Source organism: Bacillus atrophaeus, from assembly GCF_039519175.1.
GTDB classification, from domain to species: domain Bacteria; phylum Bacillota; class Bacilli; order Bacillales; family Bacillaceae; genus Bacillus; species Bacillus atrophaeus.
In genome coordinates this window covers 1269402-1290220 of record NZ_CP154443.1, presented here as the reverse complement: position 1 = coordinate 1290220, position 20819 = coordinate 1269402, and the positions used below count along the sequence as shown (strand labels likewise).

At 44.8% G+C, this 20819-nt stretch carries 16 protein-coding genes, 5 tRNA genes, 3 rRNA genes, 1 other RNA gene and 1 other annotated feature; of the genes, 5 read left to right on the top strand and 20 right to left on the bottom strand.

Annotation, left to right across the window (positions count from 1 at the left end; all coding sequences use genetic code 11):
* Positions 1 to 51 precede the first annotated feature (51 nt).
* The 10 genes from AAHT65_RS06630 to tadA form a co-directional block, all read right to left on the bottom strand.
* Positions 52 to 127, bottom strand: a tRNA-Ala gene (locus AAHT65_RS06630).
* Positions 128 to 139: 12 nt separating this feature from the next.
* Positions 140 to 216, bottom strand: a tRNA-Ile gene (locus AAHT65_RS06625).
* A 101-nt stretch (positions 217 to 317) separates the two neighbouring features.
* Positions 318 to 1867, bottom strand: a 16S ribosomal RNA gene (locus AAHT65_RS06620).
* Positions 1868 to 2118: 251 nt separating this feature from the next.
* Positions 2119 to 2382 (bottom strand): pro-sigmaK processing inhibitor BofA family protein, encoded by a 264-nt coding sequence (locus AAHT65_RS06615; protein WP_003328089.1) that lies wholly within the window; start codon positions 2380 to 2382, stop codon positions 2119 to 2121.
* Between the two features lie 66 nt (positions 2383 to 2448).
* Complete coding sequence (locus AAHT65_RS06610; protein WP_003328090.1) at positions 2449 to 2673, bottom strand: YaaL family protein; 225 nt, start codon at positions 2671 to 2673, stop codon at positions 2449 to 2451.
* Between the two features lie 18 nt (positions 2674 to 2691).
* A complete protein-coding gene (recR, locus tag AAHT65_RS06605; RefSeq protein ID WP_003328091.1) occupies positions 2692 to 3288 on the bottom strand; it encodes a recombination protein RecR in 597 nt (198 codons plus the stop codon).
* A 14-nt stretch (positions 3289 to 3302) separates the two neighbouring features.
* Positions 3303 to 3626 carry a YbaB/EbfC family nucleoid-associated protein gene (locus tag AAHT65_RS06600; protein WP_003328092.1) on the bottom strand — a complete coding sequence of 108 codons (324 nt, stop codon included), beginning with the start codon at positions 3624 to 3626 and terminating at the stop codon, positions 3303 to 3305.
* A gap of 23 nt (positions 3627 to 3649) precedes the next feature.
* The gene (gene dnaX / locus AAHT65_RS06595) at positions 3650 to 5344 is read right to left on the bottom strand and encodes a DNA polymerase III subunit gamma/tau (RefSeq protein ID WP_010788766.1); all 1695 of its coding nucleotides are present in this window, start codon (positions 5342 to 5344) and stop codon (positions 3650 to 3652) included.
* 129 nt (positions 5345 to 5473) lie between these two features.
* Positions 5474 to 5738: signal recognition particle sRNA large type (gene ffs, locus AAHT65_RS06590), an RNA gene on the bottom strand.
* An 84-nt stretch (positions 5739 to 5822) separates the two neighbouring features.
* Positions 5823 to 6308: a tRNA adenosine(34) deaminase TadA gene (gene tadA, locus AAHT65_RS06585; RefSeq protein WP_010788765.1), complete on the bottom strand. Its 486-nt coding sequence runs from the start codon at positions 6306 to 6308 to the stop codon at positions 5823 to 5825.
* An 80-nt stretch (positions 6309 to 6388) separates the two neighbouring features.
* Here tadA and AAHT65_RS06580 point away from each other — a divergent pair, with 80 nt between their 5' ends.
* The 4 genes from AAHT65_RS06580 (at position 6389) to dck (ending at position 9662) form a co-directional block, all read left to right on the top strand.
* A complete protein-coding gene (locus AAHT65_RS06580; protein WP_003328096.1) occupies positions 6389 to 6937 on the top strand; it encodes an isochorismatase family cysteine hydrolase in 549 nt (182 codons plus the stop codon).
* A gap of 64 nt (positions 6938 to 7001) precedes the next feature.
* The gene (locus tag AAHT65_RS06575) at positions 7002 to 8291 is read left to right on the top strand and encodes a glycoside hydrolase family 18 protein (protein WP_343311509.1); all 1290 of its coding nucleotides are present in this window, start codon (positions 7002 to 7004) and stop codon (positions 8289 to 8291) included.
* 97 nt (positions 8292 to 8388) lie between these two features.
* Positions 8389 to 9012, top strand: a complete 624-nt coding sequence (dgk, locus tag AAHT65_RS06570; protein ID WP_063639034.1) for a deoxyguanosine kinase — start codon at positions 8389 to 8391, stop codon at positions 9010 to 9012.
* Entirely contained in the window at positions 9009 to 9662 is a 654-nt protein-coding gene (gene dck / locus AAHT65_RS06565) for a deoxyadenosine/deoxycytidine kinase (protein ID WP_003328099.1), read from the top strand. The genes dgk and dck overlap by 4 nt, the downstream gene beginning before the upstream one ends.
* Positions 9663 to 9772: 110 nt before the next feature.
* Here dck and AAHT65_RS06560 read toward each other — a convergent pair.
* The 6 genes from AAHT65_RS06560 to guaB all read right to left on the bottom strand — a co-directional run bounded on the left by AAHT65_RS06560 (position 9773) and on the right by guaB (position 16333).
* Positions 9773 to 9865: transfer RNA gene (locus tag AAHT65_RS06560), tRNA-Ser, on the bottom strand.
* Between the two features lie 226 nt (positions 9866 to 10091).
* The gene (serS, locus tag AAHT65_RS06555) at positions 10092 to 11369 is read right to left on the bottom strand and encodes a serine--tRNA ligase (protein ID WP_003328100.1); all 1278 of its coding nucleotides are present in this window, start codon (positions 11367 to 11369) and stop codon (positions 10092 to 10094) included.
* A 57-nt stretch (positions 11370 to 11426) separates the two neighbouring features.
* Positions 11427 to 11641 (bottom strand) — a binding site (T-box leader).
* 52 nt (positions 11642 to 11693) lie between these two features.
* Entirely contained in the window at positions 11694 to 12284 is a 591-nt protein-coding gene (gene pdxT, locus AAHT65_RS06550) for a pyridoxal 5'-phosphate synthase glutaminase subunit PdxT (protein ID WP_343311193.1), read from the bottom strand.
* Positions 12285 to 12305: 21 nt separating this feature from the next.
* Positions 12306 to 13190: a pyridoxal 5'-phosphate synthase lyase subunit PdxS gene (gene pdxS, locus AAHT65_RS06545; RefSeq protein WP_003328102.1), complete on the bottom strand. Its 885-nt coding sequence runs from the start codon at positions 13188 to 13190 to the stop codon at positions 12306 to 12308.
* A 196-nt stretch (positions 13191 to 13386) separates the two neighbouring features.
* Positions 13387 to 14712 carry a D-alanyl-D-alanine carboxypeptidase gene (gene dacA / locus AAHT65_RS06540; RefSeq protein WP_063639033.1) on the bottom strand — a complete coding sequence of 442 codons (1326 nt, stop codon included), beginning with the start codon at positions 14710 to 14712 and terminating at the stop codon, positions 13387 to 13389.
* 154 nt (positions 14713 to 14866) lie between these two features.
* Positions 14867 to 16333, bottom strand: coding sequence for an IMP dehydrogenase (guaB, locus tag AAHT65_RS06535; protein WP_010788758.1), 1467 nt, complete (start codon positions 16331 to 16333; stop codon positions 14867 to 14869).
* A 120-nt stretch (positions 16334 to 16453) separates the two neighbouring features.
* Here guaB and AAHT65_RS06530 point away from each other — a divergent pair, with 120 nt between their 5' ends.
* Positions 16454 to 17404: a YaaC family protein gene (locus AAHT65_RS06530; RefSeq protein WP_343311190.1), complete on the top strand. Its 951-nt coding sequence runs from the start codon at positions 16454 to 16456 to the stop codon at positions 17402 to 17404.
* A gap of 33 nt (positions 17405 to 17437) precedes the next feature.
* Here the strand turns inward: AAHT65_RS06530 and rrf are convergent.
* From rrf to AAHT65_RS06510, 4 genes are all read right to left on the bottom strand, one after another.
* Positions 17438 to 17553, bottom strand: a 5S ribosomal RNA gene (gene rrf / locus AAHT65_RS06525).
* Between the two features lie 55 nt (positions 17554 to 17608).
* Positions 17609 to 20536: ribosomal RNA gene (locus AAHT65_RS06520) — 23S ribosomal RNA — on the bottom strand.
* Between the two features lie 87 nt (positions 20537 to 20623).
* A tRNA-Ala gene (locus AAHT65_RS06515) sits at positions 20624 to 20699 on the bottom strand.
* Between the two features lie 12 nt (positions 20700 to 20711).
* A tRNA-Ile gene (locus AAHT65_RS06510) sits at positions 20712 to 20788 on the bottom strand.
* Positions 20789 to 20819: the final 31 nt, after the last annotated feature.

The following is a 20819-nucleotide window of genomic DNA, read 5'->3' as shown; positions in this document are numbered from 1 at the left end:
CTTTTGAATGTGATGTCTTACTTATCGTTATCTAGTTTTCAAAGAACACGTTGGTGGAGCCTAGCGGGATCGAACCGCTGACCTCCTGCGTGCAAGGCAGGCGCTCTCCCAGCTGAGCTAAGGCCCCATTCGGATAAGATGGTGGGCCTGAGTGGACTCGAACCACCGACCTCACGCTTATCAGGCGTGCGCTCTAACCAGCTGAGCTACAGGCCCATCTTCCATATAAAAGGAACAAAGTTCCTTCAAAACTAAACAAGACAGGGAACGTACTGTTTATAAGACCCAAGGTCTTATATTCCGTTAAATATCCTTAGAAAGGAGGTGATCCAGCCGCACCTTCCGATACGGCTACCTTGTTACGACTTCACCCCAATCATCTGTCCCACCTTCGGCGGCTGGCTCCATAAAGGTTACCTCACCGACTTCGGGTGTTACAAACTCTCGTGGTGTGACGGGCGGTGTGTACAAGGCCCGGGAACGTATTCACCGCGGCATGCTGATCCGCGATTACTAGCGATTCCAGCTTCACGCAGTCGAGTTGCAGACTGCGATCCGAACTGAGAACAGATTTGTGGGATTGGCTTAACCTCGCGGTCTCGCTGCCCTTTGTTCTGTCCATTGTAGCACGTGTGTAGCCCAGGTCATAAGGGGCATGATGATTTGACGTCATCCCCACCTTCCTCCGGTTTGTCACCGGCAGTCACCTTAGAGTGCCCAACTGAATGCTGGCAACTAAGATCAAGGGTTGCGCTCGTTGCGGGACTTAACCCAACATCTCACGACACGAGCTGACGACAACCATGCACCACCTGTCACTCTGCCCCCGAAGGGGAAGCCCTATCTCTAGGGGTGTCAGAGGATGTCAAGACCTGGTAAGGTTCTTCGCGTTGCTTCGAATTAAACCACATGCTCCACCGCTTGTGCGGGCCCCCGTCAATTCCTTTGAGTTTCAGTCTTGCGACCGTACTCCCCAGGCGGAGTGCTTAATGCGTTAGCTGCAGCACTAAGGGGCGGAAACCCCCTAACACTTAGCACTCATCGTTTACGGCGTGGACTACCAGGGTATCTAATCCTGTTCGCTCCCCACGCTTTCGCTCCTCAGCGTCAGTTACAGACCAGAGAGTCGCCTTCGCCACTGGTGTTCCTCCACATCTCTACGCATTTCACCGCTACACGTGGAATTCCACTCTCCTCTTCTGCACTCAAGTTCCCCAGTTTCCAATGACCCTCCCCGGTTGAGCCGGGGGCTTTCACATCAGACTTAAGAAACCGCCTGCGAGCCCTTTACGCCCAATAATTCCGGACAACGCTTGCCACCTACGTATTACCGCGGCTGCTGGCACGTAGTTAGCCGTGGCTTTCTGGTTAGGTACCGTCAAGGTGCCGCCCTATTTGAACGGCACTTGTTCTTCCCTAACAACAGAGCTTTACGATCCGAAAACCTTCATCACTCACGCGGCGTTGCTCCGTCAGACTTTCGTCCATTGCGGAAGATTCCCTACTGCTGCCTCCCGTAGGAGTCTGGGCCGTGTCTCAGTCCCAGTGTGGCCGATCACCCTCTCAGGTCGGCTACGCATCGTTGCCTTGGTGAGCCATTACCTCACCAACTAGCTAATGCGCCGCGGGTCCATCTGTAAGTGGTAGCCGAAGCCACCTTTTATGTTTGAACCATGCGGTTCAAACAAGCATCCGGTATTAGCCCCGGTTTCCCGGAGTTATCCCAGTCTTACAGGCAGGTTACCCACGTGTTACTCACCCGTCCGCCGCTAACATCAGGGAGCAAGCTCCCATCTGTCCGCTCGACTTGCATGTATTAGGCACGCCGCCAGCGTTCGTCCTGAGCCAGGATCAAACTCTCCGATAAAGTAGTTTGACTGACTACGCACATCGCTGTGCGATTTTTATGTTAAAACTTTGAATTAACAGGTACGTTTTGTCTTGTTTAGTTTTCAAAGAACTTTGTGTGCCGCTCTTGAAGCGACTTGATAATCATAACACGTTTTCTCGCTCGTCGTCAACAACTTTTTTCAACTTCTTTTTCAAAAGTTCGTTTCGTTATCAGCGACGTATATTAGAATAACATCTTGATATAATAAAGTCAACTTATATTTTGAATTAAATAATGAAGTGTTTAATCACTACTAATGCAGCCACTCCCGGTATACCAAGAATTCCGCTGACACCAGTGGTTACTATATTAATAGGTACATGAATACCGAGGCTGCCGCCAAACATATTCACACATACTAAAAGCAAAGCTCCCACCACAAACTTTACCGCAGTAATACCGATCCATCTTAATGGTTTAGCCGGCGCTCCCGATAAAAACAGCAGAACAATTAAACCTAAAATTATCCCTATAATGAAAATTGACTCCATGAATCTTCTCAGCTCCTTCGCTTGTTCTAGTACAAGCTTATGAGAAGATCCAGGAGAATAGACCACTTACTTCCACCCGCTGATTCTCAGGTTTCTTTGCTTAGCTTCTCTTAAATAAAAGAAATACTTTGCCTCCGCCATTTTCAACTCATTCAATACCTCAGCTGACGGTTCCACACTTTTTTCGACAAGCCTCTTTTGCCTGCCCCATTCTTCTTTTTGTTTGAAGAGCTGTTCGATTAATTTTTCATCAAACTCTTTTCTTAGCTTTTTCTTGCGAAGAAAACCCATGGATCGCTTTTTCCTCCCTTACATTTCACGTCTTCCTTCAAGCGCTTTAGAAAGCGTGACCTCATCAGCATATTCCAAATCACCGCCGACAGGCAGTCCGTGGGCAATACGGGAGAGCTTAATACCAGATGGCTTTAACAGCCTTGATATATACATCGCTGTTGCTTCCCCTTCTATATTAGGGTTTGTAGCAAGAATTACCTCTGTCACTTGATCATCCTGCAGCCGTTTTAGTAATTCTGGTATTTTAATATCCTCGGGTCCGATGCCGTCCATTGGAGAGATGGCGCCATGGAGAACGTGATACTGTCCGTTGTATTCTTTCATTTTCTCCATAGCGATTACATCTTTCGGGTCCTGCACTACACAAATGATCGATTTGTCCCGTCTTGTATCTTCACATATATAACAAGGGTCCTGATCTGTAATATGTCCGCAGATCGAACAATATGTCAGGTTTCGCTTGGCATTAACAAGCGCCTTTGCAAAGTCTAATACCACGTCTTCTTTCATACCTAGAACAAAAAAAGCCAGACGAACCGCTGTTTTCGGTCCGATCCCTGGCAATTTCATAAAGCTGTCAATCAGCTTTGATATTGGTTCAGGATACTGCATTCTCTTTTATCCCCCTAGAATAAACCGGGCATGTTCATTCCTTTTGTAAATTGGCCCATTGTTTCGTTTGTCATCTCATCAATTTTCTTCAGCGCATCATTTGTTGCGGCCAGTACAAGATCTTGAAGCATTTCGATATCTTCAGGGTCTACAACCTCTTCTTGAATAGAAATGTCTACAACTTCTTTTTGACCGTTTACTTTAACGGTGACCATGCCGCCGCCTGCTGTTCCTTCAAGAACTTTTTCAGCAAGCTCTTCTTGGGCTTTTGCCATATCCTTTTGCATTTTCTGCATTTGTTTCATCATTTTTTGCATATTTCCCATTCCGCCACGCATATTATCCACTCTCTTTCATTTTGTTATTCTTTTATTTCAATTAATTCCGCTCCCACAAGCTTCTTTGCTTCTGCAATGAGCGGGTCTTCTTCAGCCGGGTCATTTGATCCTTCATTTTCCTGCTGATGGTCAACTAAAAATTCTTCTCTTATTTTACCCCATTGTGCTTCTGGAACGCCAATCAAATCCACTCTTTTTCCGAGCATTGATTCTAATATTTGTTCAAGATTGGTTCGCACGCCGTTATTATCTTCCGCGACCATTTTACAATGAATTTCATATTTGAATTTAAGCACAAATGCCTTGGATGCAGCAGCCACCGGTTCACTGTCATTTAATAGTGCTGCATGCGATACTTTATTTTGCTGTTTCAAATGCGCCAGCAGCTTGCCCCAGCTGCTTTTCAACTGATCAAGATCCTGCCTGGTGGCTTCTTTTAAAATTTCATGGATTCTTCCTGTCGGCGCTTTGTAGCTGCTTTTGCCGCTTTTTTGAGGACGAGGCGTCTCCTTTTGCGGTCTGCTGTCCGGCGCGGCTTGTACACCGGTCGTTTTAAGACGTTCTATTTCTTGTTCAAGCTGCTGCACTTTCTTCATCAATATATCCACTTCCGGCTGAGCGGCAGCTTCTTGATGAGTATTCTGGCAAATCTTCACGACTGCGACTTCAAAGAAAATACGCGGATGATTGGTCCACTTCATTTCCTGATGGCTTTTATTCAAGACATCAATCATTTCATACAAGGCGGGTGCCGGTATCTGTTCACTCAACGCACGGAAGGTATCATCAACCTTTACCTTCTCTAATACGCCTTCCAGCCCGGGAGCTGTTTTGTACAAAAGCATATCCCTAAAGTAAAAGATCATATCCTCTATCAGCTTAGCCGCGTCTTTTCCTTGCTGAAGCAATTCATTCAGTGTTTCCAACGCCCCGGAAACTTGCTTCTCATGCAAAGATTGCGCAAGCTTCCCAATGTAGTGCTGAGAAACAGCTCCTGTGATAAGCAATGCGTCATCCACTGTAAGCTCATCTCCGCTGAATGATACAGCTTGGTCCAGAAGACTCAACGCATCCCTCATACCGCCGTCAGCGGCACTCGCAATAATATCAAGCGCTCCTTCTTCTACCTTTAGCTGCTCAGCCTCGACAATTTTTTTCATTCGTCCGACAATGGCTTGGGGTGTAATACGTTTGAAGTCAAAACGCTGACATCTGGAGATAATGGTTAAAGGAATTTTATGCGGCTCTGTCGTCGCTAAAATGAAAATACAATGCTCTGGCGGTTCTTCTAATGTTTTCAACAAAGCATTAAAGGCGCCGATAGAGAGCATATGCACCTCATCTATAATATATACTTTATAAGTGACGGCTGACGGGGCAAACTTTACTTTATCCCGAATGTCGCGGATTTCATCAACACCGTTGTTTGAAGCAGCATCAATTTCGATGACATCGGATATTGAACCGTTTGTTATGCCTTTACAGGCCGCACAATTGTTGCATGGCTCTTCCACAGGAGCATGTTCACAGTTGACAGCTTTTGAAAAGATTTTAGCTGCACTTGTTTTCCCCGTACCCCTCGGCCCTGAAAACAGGTATGCGTGAGAAAATTTCTTTTTCAAAAGGGCATTTTGCAACGTCTTTGTAATGTGCTCTTGACCGACCACATCTTCAAAGCGCTGAGGCCTGAAAACTCGATATAAAGCTTGGTAACTCACGGGATGCGCCCTCCTCCGTTATTCATCATTCCCATTATACATGAAGGTTGTTTCGATTCCAAAAGCTGTTTTAAAAAACAAAAAACCCACCTACTGATAGGTGAGTCTGAAAATTTGATGATTGATTTACCGTGCACCTTCTGTCGATTCGCTACCCTAAGCGTTACTTAAGCAGTTAGCTCGGCCCAGGCAACCCTGCGGCACATGAGAGGTTTCACTTAATGCTGCTTCCTTCCGGACCTGACATGGTTCATGAATTCCCATTGCGCAGGACCCAAACGTCAACACCACTTACTTAAGGCAGACCTTAAAGTAAACGAACCTCGAGAAGGGATTCGGCCCCGCTAGAGCGGATTGCGGGTACAGGGCACCGCTACCTCCCCGCTTAGCACGGCAAAATAAATATCAAATTTTTATTTGGCATCACTTAGTGACGCACACATAAGTATATCCTTTTCATTCGAAAATTGCAACCGGACTACTCAGACAAGTTTTTCCTGGCAGCTTTCTTTTTTTCACGCAGGTTTCTGAAAAAGTCGCTTAGCATTTGCCCGCATTCATTTTCCAGCACGCCGCTGACGACTTCCGCCTGGTGATTAAACCGTTCTTCTTGAAGAAGATTCATCAGTGTCCCTGAGCAGCCTCCCTTAGGATCAAATGCTCCAAACACAACTCTATCCACTCTGGAAAGCACCACGGCGCCCGCACACATCGGACACGGTTCGAGGGTGACATAGAGAGACGCGCCTTCCAGCCTCCACGTTCCAAGAGTACGGCAAGCCTCATCAATTGCCAGCATTTCGGCATGGGCTATTGAGCGCTGTTCAGTTTCTCTCAGGTTATGAGCACGGGCCACGATGTCGTCATTCATAACGAGCACGGCACCGATTGGAACCTCACCTATTTCTTCCGCTTTTTTCGCTTCTTTTATGGCTTCTAGCATATAGAATTCATCTTTTGTCATATTAAGCTCTCTCTTCAAAGTTTTTTCATCTTCTATAAAGGATAATATAAAGTATTAACCGTCGGAAAGGAGACAGACCATTGTCTAAATCAGGCACCGCTCTTCTTATTGTAGACATGATAAACAATTTTCAATTCGATAAGGGGGAAAGCCTTGCCCAGAAAACAGTACAGATCGTGCCACATATTTTATCATTAAAGAAGCATGCAAAACACAACAATTGGCCAATTATCTACATTAACGATCATTACGGGCTCTGGCAAGCCGATATTTCCACGATTGAAAATGAATGTAAAAATGAATTGAGTGAATCAATTATTGAAAAGATCTCACCGCAAGATGATGATTATTTTTTAATTAAACCAATGCATTCCGCTTTTTATGAAACAGCGCTGCACACTCTGCTAACCGAGCAGAAGGTAAAGCGGGTCATCATTACAGGGATCGCAGGAAATATTTGTGTGCTTTTCACTGCCAATGACGCTTATATGAGAGAATACAATATTACAATACCAAAAGACTGTATTGCTTCCAATAGTGATGAGGATAATCAGTTTGCTTTAACCATAATGAAAGATGTCCTTTTTGCAGAAATTACAGACGAAAAACAAATTACATCGGAAAAATAAACATGATCACCCTTCTTTCTTCATACATTGATAGCGGATATGAAAGGAGGCGTTTTTTATTCAAATTTATGTTGTGAAACAAGGTGACACTCTTTCTGCTATCGCATCGCAATACCGGACCACAGTAAATGAAATAACAGAAACGAACGAGATACCGAATCCAGATAAACTCGTTGTCGGACAAACCATTGTAATTCCGATTGCAGGACAGTTTTATGATGTTAAACAAGGCGATACCCTCACGTCCATCGCCCGTCAGTTCAATACAACAGCTGCCGAGCTTGCCAGGATTAATCGCATTCAGTTAAACGCTGTTTTACAAATTGGCTTTCGTCTATACATTCCTCCGCTTCCCAAAAGCGATATAGAATCAAATGCATATGTGGAGCCACGTGGAACTCGGGTTAGCGAGAATCTTCAGCAGGCGGTGAGAGAAGCTGTTCCCTACCTGACTTATCTGGGTGCGTTCAGCTTTCAAGTACAGCGGGACGGCACTTTAGAAGAGCCCCCGATGACAAACCTAAAAGCCATCAGCGACAGCCAGAATACAACGTTAATGATGATTGTCACTAACTTAGAAAATGAAGCATTTAGTGATGAACTTGGACGGATTATTTTAAATGACGATACCGTAAAAACCAAACTGTTAAATGAAATTGTTGCGACTGCTAGAAAATATGGATTTCGGGATATTCATTTTGACTTTGAATACTTACGTCCTGAAGATAAAGAAGCCTATAATCAGTTTCTGCGTGAAGCAAGAGATATTTTACACAGGGAAGGCTGGCTGATCTCTACGGCACTTGCCCCGAAAACCAGTGCAACTCAAAAAGGCCAATGGTATGAGGCTCATGATTATAAGGCTCACGGGGAGATTGTGGACTTTGTTGTGATTATGACATATGAATGGGGGTATAGCGGCGGTCCGGCTCAAGCCGTTTCTCCTATAGGGCCCGTCCGGGATGTCATTGAATATGCTTTAACTGAAATGCCTGCAAAAAAAATCGTTATGGGACAGAATTTATACGGATATGATTGGACCTTGCCGTACACCGCTGGCGGAGACCTAGCGAAAGCTCTCAGTCCGCAGCAGGCGATTGTACTGGCCGGCCAAAATAATGCAGCAATCCAATACGATGAAACATCTCAGGCTCCCTTCTTTCGTTATACCGATTCAAACAACAAACAGCATGAGGTATGGTTCGAAGACGCACGTTCCATTCAAGCTAAATTCAATTTAATTAAGGAACTGAATTTAAGAGGGATCAGCTATTGGAAACTCGGGCTCTCTTTCCCTCAAAACTGGCTGTTAATCGCTGATCAATTTAATATTGTCAAAAAGACGTTTCGTTAATTCGAAAACGTCTTTTTTCATGGGCTCCTACGAGGTTATGATACAATATGATGGTCGGCAGCCGACGAATGTTTCTTTAGAATTAAGGAGGATTGCAATGAACAAAGCCCCTTTTATCGCAATAGAAGGTCCTATCGGGGCAGGGAAAACGACACTTGCTACCATGCTTTCACAGGAGCTTGGATTCCCTATCATAAAAGAAATTGTGGAGGACAATCCATACCTTGATAAGTTTTATGACAATATAGAGGAATGGAGCTTCCAGCTTGAAATGTTTTTTCTTTGTCACAGGTATAAGCAGCTCGAGGACACAAACCGCAAATTTCTAAAAGAAGGACAGCCTGTGATAGCTGATTACCATATTTATAAAAATGTGATTTTTGCTGAGCGCACTTTACACGACCAGCACCTCGATAAATACAGGAAGATTTATCACCTGCTGACTGATGATCTGCCAAAGCCTGATTTGATCATTTATATACGGGCAAGCCTGACAACATTGCTGGAGCGTATTGAAAAACGAGGCCGCCCATTTGAGAAAAAAATTGAACAGAGCTACTTGGAGCAGCTTATCGCTGATTATGAGACCGCAATCAGACAGCTCCAGGAAGCAAATCCAGAGCTTAAGGTATTAACCATAGATGGAGATTCTGAGGATTTTGTTTTGAACGAAAGAGACTTCAAAGGAATTGCCGCCCAGGTAAAGGAGCTTATAAAATGAAAGAACATCATATACCCAAGGATTCAATCATTACTGTAGCAGGAACAGTAGGCGTCGGAAAATCAACGTTAACAAGAACGCTGGCCAAACGGCTCGGCTTTAAAACCTCTCTTGAAGAAGTGGATCATAACCCATACTTAGAAAAGTTTTATCACGATTTTGAACGCTGGAGCTTTCATTTACAAATCTATTTTTTAGCCGAACGTTTCAAAGAACAAAAAAATATATTTGAAGCCGGCGGCGGGTTTGTGCAAGACCGTTCCATTTATGAAGATACAGGGATTTTCGCAAAAATGCACGCTGATAAAGGGACCATGTCAAAGGTCGATTATAAAACGTATACTAGCCTTTTTGAAGCCATGGTGATGACCCCCTACTTTCCACACCCTGACGTTCTGATTTATCTAGAAGGCGATTTAAATAACATTTTGGCACGCATTGAAGAACGGGGACGTGAAATGGAGCTGCAAACAAACCGTTCTTATTGGGAAGAGATGTACACCCGGTACGAAAACTGGATAAGCGGATTTAACGCTTGCCCCGTTTTGAAAATTCGTATTGAGGATTATGATTTGCTGAATGATGAAGACTCTATCGAAAAAATCATTGATCAAGTCAGCACAGTGATTCATGAAACAAGAAAAAAGTGAGCCCAGAAACTGAGGCTCACTTTTTTTGAATATAAAAAACCCGATGCATCGAAATGCAGCGGGCAAAACAATCTCCAATATATGCTTGAGTCATTCATTTAAAAATCATATGGCGGAGGAAGAGGGATTCGAACCCCCGCGGGCTTTGACACCCCTGTCGGTTTTCAAGACCGATCCCTTCAGCCGGACTTGGGTATTCCTCCGTTTCGACAAGATTTACTATATCATGATTAATTGAGTATCGTCAAGTGTTTTTATAAATTATTTTTCATCTTTATTTGTCACATGCAAAAGACAGGGTTTTAGACAGACTGCGAAGAAGATGTCACAAGCTTTATCAAAGACAATGTAATAAGTAGGTCGAGAAATATTGCATCACTTTACAGAATCACATAAAAGGCGCGCCCTATTGGAGGCGCACCTTTTGATTTATGCTTTGATGACTTCTCTATTTCCCATATAAGGACGAAGCACCTTCGGAATGACGACACTGCCGTCATCCTGCTGATAATTCTCTAAAATGGCTGCGACAGTTCTGCCGACAGCCAGACCTGAGCCGTTTAGTGTATGCACATGCTCCGGCTTGCCTTTCGCTTCACGTCTGAAACGAATGTTAGCGCGTCTGGCCTGAAAGGCTTCGAAGTTGCTGCAAGACGAAATTTCACGATATGTGTCTTGGCTTGGAATCCATACTTCGATATCGTATTTTTTCGCAGCTGTGAATCCTAAATCACCAGTACACATGCTCATCACACGGTAAGGAAGTTCTAAAAGCTGAAGGACACGCTCAGCCTGATTTGTAAGTTTCTCAAGTTCGTCATAAGAATCTTCCGGCTTTACAAATTTCACAAGTTCAACCTTATTAAACTGATGCTGACGGATTAATCCGCGTGTGTCGCGACCCGCTGAACCAGCTTCTGAACGGAAGCAGGCACTGAACGCCGCGTAATTGATCGGAAGGCTTTCACCTGACAAAATTTCATCGCGGTGCATATTTGTAATCGGCACTTCCGCAGTCGGAATCAAGAAGTAATCCTCTTCTCTGATCTTAAACGCATCCTCTTCGAACTTCGGCAGCTGCCCTGTACCTGTCATGCTTGCACGGTTCACCATATAAGGCGGTATGACCTCCGTATAATTGTACTCATCCACATGCAGATCAAGCATAAAGTTATAGAGGGCACGTTCCAGACGGGCGCCTAAGCCTTTATAGAAAACAAAGCGGCTTCCTGTTACTTTGGCGGCACGTTCAAAGTCCAGAATGTTCAAATCATCAGCAATATCCCAATGCGGTTTTGGCTCATATGAAAAAGCCGGAGCTTCTCCCCACTTGCGGATTTCAATATTGTCATCTTCCGTTTCACCGACGGGCACTGAGTCGTGCGGAATATTAGGGATAGATAAAAGAATCGTATCAAGAGTTGATTCCACAGTTCTTAACTCTTCGTCGAGTGTTTTAATTTCTTCTCCGACTTCACGCATTTCTTTAATAATATGATCCGCGTCTTTTTTCTCGCGTTTTAATACGGCAACTTGCTGGGATACTTCATTCCGTCTCCCTTTTAATTCTTCTACTTTTCCAATAAGCTCTCTTCTTTTTTCATCAAGCTCCTCAAACTTATCAAAGTCTGATAAGTCTTCGCCTTTATGTACCAGCTTTGCTTTTACCTCTTGAAAATTAGCTCTCAGCATTTTCGTATCAAGCATGCTAAACACTCCTTTTTCATTGAATGTATCGAAAATAAAAAGAGCCCTCATCCCCATGAAAGGGACGAGAGCTCTCGCGTTGCCACCCTGATTGAAAACAAGTTAAAAAAACTTATTTTCCGCTTTAACACATAACGGTTATCCCGTAAATGCCTACTCAATTCAGCATTTCGCTCAAGGATGGATTCAGACAGCATCTTTCACCGATTCGCACCACCCATCGGCTCTCTTAGAAAGAGGGGCTTCCTACTGCTTCCTGTCAACGCTTTTCGATCTTTATTTGTGCTTATAATGTACTATAAGTTTTCACAGCTTTCAACTGTTTTATACAACAGCTTCCTGCTTGTGCTTCTCAACCATTTGAACAAACAGCTCTGTCACCCGATGATCATCCGTCAGTTCCGGATGGAAGGAGCAGCCCAAGAGATTGTCTTGTTTTGCTGCTACGATGCGGCCGCCATGCTCGGAAAGCACTTCAACATCTTCTCCGGCCTCAAGGATATGAGGCGCACGGATGAATACACCGGTAAAGGGTTCTGCGAGCCCCTCAATGGTTAAATCAGCCTCAAAGCTGTCTACCTGCCGGCCAAAGGAATTTCGTTCGACTTTAACATCCAATAAACCCAGATGAGCATTGTCAGAGCACTGTATTTCCTTTGCCAAAATGATGAGTCCGGCACATGTGCCAAACAGCGGTTTGCCCTGAGCGGCAAATTCACGCAATGGCTCCATGAAGTGATACGTATCAATCAATCGGCGCATTGTCGTGCTTTCTCCGCCCGGTAATATTAAACCGTCTACCTCATTCAACTGCTCCGGACGTTTAACAACAAGTCCTGCTGCACCGCATGCTTCAATTGAACGGATGTGCTCTCTTACTGCTCCTTGAAGTCCAAGTACACCAATTGTTAACATGTTACCAGCACTCCTATGTTCTTACCAGCCGCGCTCTTGCATACGCTGTTCTGGAAGTAAATTTGAGATTTCGATCCCTTTCATTGCCGTTCCAAGCTCTTTTGAAAGCTCAGCAATCAATTTGTAATCTGTAAAGTGTGTTGTTGCTTCAACAATTGCTTTCGCAAATTTAGCAGGGTTGTCCGATTTGAAAATTCCAGAACCTACAAACACACCGTCCGCGCCAAGCTGCATCATTAAAGCTGCATCAGCAGGTGTAGCTACGCCGCCAGCAGCAAAGTTCACGACAGGAAGTTTTCCGTCTCTTTTAATTTGCTGTAGAAGCTCGTAAGGCGCACCTAGGTTTTTCGCTTCAGTCATCAATTCATCGTCACTCATTGCAGCTACTTTGCGAACCTGAGCGTTAACTTTTCTCATATGGCGAACAGCTTCAACAATATTTCCTGTTCCCGGTTCACCTTTCGTACGAAGCATTGATGCTCCTTCTGCAATTCGGCGAGTTGCTTCACCAAGATCACGACATCCGCAAACAAAAGGAACAGTATAATCATTTTTATTCAAATGGAACTCTTCATCAGCAGGAGTCAAGACTTCACTTTCGTCTATATAATCAACTCCCATAGCCTCCAACACGCGTGCCTCAACAATATGTCCGATACGCGCTTTTGCCATTACAGGGATAGATACTGCATTCATAACTTCTTCTACGATTGTAGGATCAGCCATACGGGCAACTCCTCCAGCCGCACGAATGTCAGCCGGCACACGTTCCAGAGCCATAACAGCGACAGCTCCAGCCTCTTCTGCAATTTTCGCTTGTTCCGCATTTACTACGTCCATGATGACGCCGCCTTTTTGCATTTCTGCCATTCCGCGTTTTACGCGGTCGGTACCTGTTTGAGCCATTTGTTAGTCCCCCTAGTAAGATATAATTAGATAATTTCTACATCTTATTGTATCCTAGAAACTTGATAAATCATATGGATATTATTATTTTATTCGGGTTTAAGGCGTAATGGAAATGATTTTTTAATAAAAATTCACTTTTTTCAGTATATTAATTAAAAGAGCCCCGACATAAATCAGAGCTCCTTCGTCTTTATTAAAACCAGCCAGTCACTGTATCAACGATGCTTCCCCAAATGCCTGAGAAAAAGCCTCCGATACCGCGCATTGTTAAAATGAACCAGTTTGCTTTATCTACTTTATCTTTCGTTACAAGATCTACACCTGACACATTGGTTGATAGGAAACCGTAATCCTTATCATCACCTGTATATGTTGCAGTCAGCTTTCCGACCTTCGCTCCTTTTTTCACCGGAGCATCGAGTTTGTCTTTATCTAGTGTAACCTTTGCTTTGTAATTCTTTTCATCCCCATTTTTCACAGGAATAGAAAATGCCTTTTTCGTTACGATGCCAACCTCTTTATCTTTTCCTTTATCCACAGAGATTGTTTTATGCCCTTTAACTTGTTTACCTTCAGCATAAATTTCTTTCATTGAGAAATTATCAAACGCATAATTAAGCATTTTTTTCGTTTCATCAAAGCGTCCGGTATGTATATTGCCCTTAGCGTTTAACACAACAGTGATGACACGCATGCCATTACGTTCAGCCGTGCTAGTAAAACATGAGCCTGCAGAATCAGTGGAACCCGTTTTTAACCCGTCCACACCCTTATATTCACTTACAAGGCCTTTAAGCATGAAGTTCCAGTTTGGCATATCCATTTCATCGTCAGTGCCTTCTCTGAACTTTGTTTTTGCAATGCTTGCAGTATCCAGAATTTCAGGATAATCAGTGATAAGACGATCTGCAAGAATAGCCATATCTTTAGCAGATACTTCACTTTCTTCATCAACGCTTGTCCCCTCAGGCTGTTTGCCGTGAAGATCTTTATTTTCCAAACCTGTTGCATTTACGAATTTGAAATTTGTTAACCCAAGTTCTTTCGCCTTGGCATTCATTTTATCGACAAACTTTGTTTCAGAGCCCGCCATGACTTCAGCAAGAGCAATGGCAGCAGCGTTGGCAGAATAGATTGCCGTTGCTTGATAAAGCTCTTTCACTGTGTACTTTCCATCTTTGCGAAGAGGAACGTTTGACAGGCTGTTATCCTGGGAAATCTCATATACATAGTCATCAGGCGTATATGTTTGATCCCATTTCACTTTTCCTTCATCAATTGCTTCCAACAGCAGATACTCAGTCATCATTTTTGTCATACTGGCGATTGGCAATCTCTTATCTGCATTTTTACTGTACAATATTTTCCCCGAAGAAGCTTCGATCATAATAGCTGCTGACGCATTAACGTCAATCGGATCGCTGGCTGCTTTTGCTCTGGACATTGGAGCCAGACAAGTCACAATTAGAGTTAATACAAAAAATGACATCATCAGCTGTTTACATTTCTTGATGTTCAATCTTACGACCTCCGTATTTCGTTTTTCATTCATCTATAATTAAGCCGTTAAGGACATATTCAAAACACAACAGTATAAATTTTATCATAATCAGTATAAAAAAAATAGACAGAGTCAGAGACCCTGTCAAATGTTTTTAATTTGTAACAATTGATTATGAAATTGTATAGTTCGGTGATTCTTTTGTAATCTGAACATCATGCGGATGGCTTTCACGAAGACCCGCGCCAGTCATACGGATGAACTGAGCTTCTTCTCTTAAAGCAAGCAAATCTTTTGATCCGCAGTAGCCCATACCGGAACGAATACCGCCAACAAGCTGATAAACAGTTTCTTCAACAGGCCCTTTGTAAGGTGTACGGCCTTCGATTCCCTCTGGAACGAATTTTTTGTTTTCTTCTTGGAAGTAACGGTCTTTACTGCCTTTTTCCATAGCAGAAACTGAACCCATACCACGGTACACTTTAAACCTTCTGCCTTGATAGATTTCAGTTTCACCCGGGCTTTCAGAAGTACCTGCAAGCAGGCTTCCAAGCATAACCGCATGTCCGCCGGCTGCCAGAGCTTTTGTAATGTCTCCGGAGAATTTAATACCGCCGTCTGCGATAATTGTCGCGCCATGTTTTCTTGCCTCTGTCGCACAATCATAAATTGCAGTGATTTGTGGAACACCCACACCTGCAACCACACGTGTTGTACAAATAGAGCCTGGTCCGATTCCCACTTTTACAACGTTTGCTCCAGCTTCAATCAATGCTTTTGTGGCTTCAGCTGTAGCCACGTTTCCTGCGATGATATTTAACTCAGGATATGTCTCGCGAATATTGGCCACAGTATTTAATACACCCTGTGAATGGCCGTGTGCTGTATCAATAACGATCGCGTCAACATTCGCTTCGACAAGCTTTTTAACGCGTGTCATTGTGTCACCAGTGACTCCTACGGCTGCACCGACGATAAGACGTCCGTGAACATCCTTTGAAGAGTTAGGGAATTCAATTACTTTTTCGATATCTTTAATCGTAATAAGACCTTTTAATTTATTCTGGTCATCAACAAGAGGAAGCTTTTCAATTTTATGCTTTTGTAAAATCTTCTCTGCTTGATCTAAAGTCGTTCCTACAGGTGCAGTGACAAGTTCTTCTCTTGTCATTACATCGCTGATTTTCATTGAGTAGTCGGAAATAAAGCGAAGATCGCGGTTTGTAATAATTCCGACCAGCTTTTGATCTTCATTATTATCTACAATCGGAACACCGGAAATTCTGTATTTCCCCATCAAGTGCTCCGCATCAAATACTTGGTGATCAGGAGTTAAAAAGAAGGGATTCGTAATAACGCCGCGTTCAGAGCGTTTTACTTTATCAACCTGTTCAGCTTGCTGTTCAATTGACATGTTTTTATGGATAATGCCTAGCCCGCCTTGTCTGGCCATTGCAATCGCCATTGCTGATTCTGTTACAGTATCCATCCCTGCGCTGATGACAGGAATATTCAGCTTTAACGTTTTTGTGAGCTCAACCGATAAATCCACATCACGTGGAAGTACCTCTGATTTAGCTGGTACAAGCAACACATCATCAAACGTTAAGCCTTCTTTTGAAAATTTACTTTCCCACATTAGTAAATCCCCCTCTTTTCGGCAAAATATTATATGTAGATTATCAACTAGCCAAGAGCATGTCAAGGAAGCAGGGAAGAGTTGTAATATTTAGATAACGGAAAGGAATAGGAAGTACCTATGACATATCAAGAGTGGAAAGACTTATCTCTATTTTATTCGATCGAATCAACCCAGAAATTTCTAGAAAAGGTTTATAAAATTAAAGACATTGATGATGCGAAAAGCCATTCTTTCAAAAACAGTGAACGGTTTATTTTCTTTTTGAAACATGCTGAATCCTTTTATAAACAGGCCTCTGTTTCACCTTTAGAAATCAAACCGATTTTATTGTTTTACGGGATGTCTCAATTATTAAAAGCATGTCTTATCACCACAGATCCAAGCTATCCGAGCCATACGTCCGTGCTTGCCCATGGAGTGACAGCCCGAAAAAGAAAGAAACAAAATTATTGCTTTATTGAAGATGAAGTGAAGATTCAGCGGAATGGGTTATGTATGCATGTTATGAAGCATCTTTTTGAAAAATCGGGTATAGAAGATGAACGCTATACAATGAAAAAACTTTTAACTGCCGTCCCAGAGTTAAGCTCTATCTTTTATTTTCAGCAAAAAGAACAATTCATCACAAGGATTGAAAAAAGAAATGAAATCGTTTCAGTTCCAGAGAGTGTTGTTATCAGCTATAACATGTCTGACTCTCGATTTGCAGAGTATGTGTCATATCATTTACAGTGGGAATTTCTTAAGAAAGAACAAGACAATTTGCTATTTCACATTCCCTTAAAAGACAAAAACCCATGGACATCGACCAGTATCTTATTTGATATAGAAAATGAGCAATATTTTATTCCAAACCAGCGTGATCAATTTTTACACCTTCCGGAAATGGCAATTCATTATCTGGTTTTATACAATATAGGAATGATTGCGAGATATGAGACGGAGTGGTGGTATGAGCTGTTGACGCAGCATGCAAGTGATGATTATGTCATCATTCAACACTTCATATCTATTACTGAGTCTAAATTTCCTCAATATGCATGTATGTTTCTCCATCAATTCATATAAAAAAACCCAGTTCAACATGAACTGGGTTGCGTTGCTTGGCGGCGTCCTACTCTCACAGGGGGAAGCCCCCGACTACCATCGGCGCTGAAGAGCTTAACTACCGTGTTCGGTATGGGAACGGGTGTGACCTCTTCGCTATCGCCACCAAACAATTTGAGAGTATTCTCTCAAAACTAGATAACGCGTAAGCACTAATTCAAAAGTGTGGTTAAGTCCTCGATCGATTAGTATCTGTCAGCTCCATGTGTCGCCACACTTCCACCTCAGACCTATCAACCTGATCATCTTTCAGGGATCTTACTTCCTTGCGGAATGGGAAATCTCATCTTGAGGGGGGCTTCATGCTTAGATGCTTTCAGCACTTATCCCGTCCGCACATAGCTACCCAGCGATGCCCTTGGCAGAACAACTGGTACACCAGCGGTGCGTCCATCCCGGTCCTCTCGTACTAAGGACAGCTCCTCTCAAATTTCCTGCGCCCGCGACGGATAGGGACCGAACTGTCTCACGACGTTCTGAACCCAGCTCGCGTACCGCTTTAATGGGCGAACAGCCCAACCCTTGGGACCGACTACAGCCCCAGGATGCGATGAGCCGACATCGAGGTGCCAAACCTCCCCGTCGATGTGGACTCTTGGGGGAGATAAGCCTGTTATCCCCGGGGTAGCTTTTATCCGTTGAGCGATGGCCCTTCCATGCGGAACCACCGGATCACTAAGCCCGACTTTCGTCCCTGCTCGACTTGTAGGTCTCGCAGTCAAGCTCCCTTGTGCCTTTACACTCTGCGAATGATTTCCAACCATTCTGAGGGAACCTTTGGGCGCCTCCGTTACTCTTTAGGAGGCGACCGCCCCAGTCAAACTGCCCACCTGACACTGTCTCCCCGCCCGATAAGGGCGGCGGGTTAGAAGGTCAATACAGCCAGGGTAGTATCCCACCGATGCCTCCACCGAAGCTGGCGCTCCGGTTTCCAAGGCTCCTACCTATCCTGTACAAGCTGTACCAACATTCAATATCAGGCTGCAGTAAAGCTCCACGGGGTCTTTCCGTCCTGTCGCGGGTAACCTGCATCTTCACAGGTACTATAATTTCACCGAGTCTCTCGTTGAGACAGTGCCCAGATCGTTGCGCCTTTCGTGCGGGTCGGAACTTACCCGACAAGGAATTTCGCTACCTTAGGACCGTTATAGTTACGGCCGCCGTTTACTGGGGCTTCAATTCGCACCTTCGCTTACGCTAAGCGCTCCTCTTAACCTTCCAGCACCGGGCAGGCGTCAGCCCCTATACTTCGCCTTACGGCTTCGCAGAGACCTGTGTTTTTGCTAAACAGTCGCCTGGGCCTATTCACTGCGGCTCTCTCGGGCTTGCACCCTAACAGAGCACCCCTTCTCCCGAAGTTACGGGGTCATTTTGCCGAGTTCCTTAACGAGAGTTCTCTCGATCACCTTAGGATTCTCTCCTCGCCTACCTGTGTCGGTTTGCGGTACGGGCACCTCTCACCTCGCTAGAGGCTTTTCTTGGCAGTGTGGAATCAGGAACTTCGCTACTATAATTCGCTCGCCATCACAGCTCAGCCTTATGGGAAACGGATTTGCCTATTTCCCAGCCTAACTGCTTGGACGCGGATATCCAATACCGCGCTTACCCTATCCTCCTGCGTCCCCCCATTGCTCAAATGGTGAGGAGGTGGTACAGGAATATCAACCTGTTGTCCATCGCCTACGCCTTTCGGCCTCGGCTTAGGTCCCGACTTACCCTGAGCGGACGAGCCTTCCTCAGGAAACCTTAGGCATTCGGTGGAGGGGATTCTCACCCCTCTTTCGCTACTCATACCGGCATTCTCACTTCTAAGCGCTCCACCAGTCCTTCCGGTCTGGCTTCACAGCCCTTAGAACGCTCTCCTACCACTGTTCGAAGAACAGTCCGCAGCTTCGGTGATACGTTTAGCCCCGGTACATTTTCGGCGCAGAGTCACTCGACCAGTGAGCTATTACGCACTCTTTAAATGGTGGCTGCTTCTAAGCCAACATCCTGGTTGTCTAAGCAACTCCACATCCTTTTCCACTTAACGTATACTTTGGGACCTTAGCTGGCGGTCTGGGCTGTTTCCCTTTCGACTACGGATCTTATCACTCGCAGTCTGACTCCTAAGGATAAGTCATTGGCATTCGGAGTTTGACTGAATTCGGTAACCCGGTAGGGGCCCCTAGTCCAATCAGTGCTCTACCTCCAAGACTCTTACCTTAAGGCTAGCCCTAAAGCTATTTCGGAGAGAACCAGCTATCTCCAGGTTCGATTGGCATTTCACCCCTACCCACACCTCATCCCCGCACTTTTCAACGTGCGTGGGTTCGGGCCTCCATTCAGTGTTACCTGAACTTCACCCTGGACATGGGTAGATCACCTGGTTTCGGGTCTACGACCACGTACTCATGCGCCCTATTCAGACTCGCTTTCGCTGCGGCTCCGCATCTTCTGCTTAACCTTGCACGGGATCGTAACTCGCCGGTTCATTCTACAAAAGGCACGCCATCACCCGTTAACGGGCTCTGACTACTTGTAGGCACACGGTTTCAGGATCTGTTTCACTCCCCTTCCGGGGTGCTTTTCACCTTTCCCTCACGGTACTGGTTCACTATCGGTCACTAGGGAGTATTTAGCCTTGGGAGATGGTCCTCCCGGATTCCGACGGAATTTCACGTGTTCCGCCGTACTCAGGATCCACTCTGGAGAGAACGAAGTTTTGACTACAGGGCTGTTACCTGCTATGGCGGGCCTTTCCAGACCTCTTCATCTACCTCGTTCCTTTGTAACTCCGTATAGAGTGTCCTACAACCCCAAGAGGCAAGCCTCTTGGTTTGGGCTGATCCCGTTTCGCTCGCCGCTACTCAGGGAATCGCATTTGCTTTCTCTTCCTCCGGGTACTTAGATGTTTCAGTTCCCCGGGTCTGCCTTCTCATATCCTATGTATTCAGATATGGATACCACTCCATTACGAGTGGTGGGTTTCCCCATTCGGAAATCTCCGGATCAAAGCTTGCTTACAGCTCCCCGAAGCATATCGGTGTTCGTCCCGTCCTTCATCGGCTCCTAGTGCCAAGGCATCCACCGTGCGCCCTTTCTAACTTAACCGTTAAAAAAGAATCACTACAGTAATTCTTGGTCTTACTTTTGAATGTGATGTCTTACTTATCGTTATCTAGTTTTCAAAGAACACGTTGGTGGAGCCTAGCGGGATCGAACCGCTGACCTCCTGCGTGCAAGGCAGGCGCTCTCCCAGCTGAGCTAAGGCCCCATTCGGATAAGATGGTGGGCCTGAGTGGACTCGAACCACCGACCTCACGCTTATCAGGCGTGCGCTCTAACCAGCTGAGCTACAGGCCCATCTTCCATATAAAAGGAACAAAGTTCCTTC

Coding starts and splice junctions, on each gene's coding strand:
- dck (WP_003328099.1), top strand. CDS start 9,009: ATGAAAGAACATCATATACCCAAGGATTCAATCATTACTGTAGCAGGA.
- AAHT65_RS06615 (WP_003328089.1), bottom strand. CDS start 2,382: ATGGAGTCAATTTTCATTATAGGGATAATTTTAGGTTTAATTGTTCTG.
- tadA (WP_010788765.1), bottom strand. CDS start 6,308: ATGACAAAAGATGAATTCTATATGCTAGAAGCCATAAAAGAAGCGAAA.
- guaB (WP_010788758.1), bottom strand. CDS start 16,333: ATGTGGGAAAGTAAATTTTCAAAAGAAGGCTTAACGTTTGATGATGTG.
- serS (WP_003328100.1), bottom strand. CDS start 11,369: ATGCTTGATACGAAAATGCTGAGAGCTAATTTTCAAGAGGTAAAAGCA.
- AAHT65_RS06530 (WP_343311190.1), top strand. CDS start 16,454: ATGACATATCAAGAGTGGAAAGACTTATCTCTATTTTATTCGATCGAA.
- AAHT65_RS06600 (WP_003328092.1), bottom strand. CDS start 3,626: ATGCGTGGCGGAATGGGAAATATGCAAAAAATGATGAAACAAATGCAG.
- pdxS (WP_003328102.1), bottom strand. CDS start 13,190: ATGGCTCAAACAGGTACCGACCGCGTAAAACGCGGAATGGCAGAAATG.
- pdxT (WP_343311193.1), bottom strand. CDS start 12,284: ATGTTAACAATTGGTGTACTTGGACTTCAAGGAGCAGTAAGAGAGCAC.
- AAHT65_RS06610 (WP_003328090.1), bottom strand. CDS start 2,673: ATGGGTTTTCTTCGCAAGAAAAAGCTAAGAAAAGAGTTTGATGAAAAA.
- dgk (WP_063639034.1), top strand. CDS start 8,389: ATGAACAAAGCCCCTTTTATCGCAATAGAAGGTCCTATCGGGGCAGGG.
- recR (WP_003328091.1), bottom strand. CDS start 3,288: ATGCAGTATCCTGAACCAATATCAAAGCTGATTGACAGCTTTATGAAA.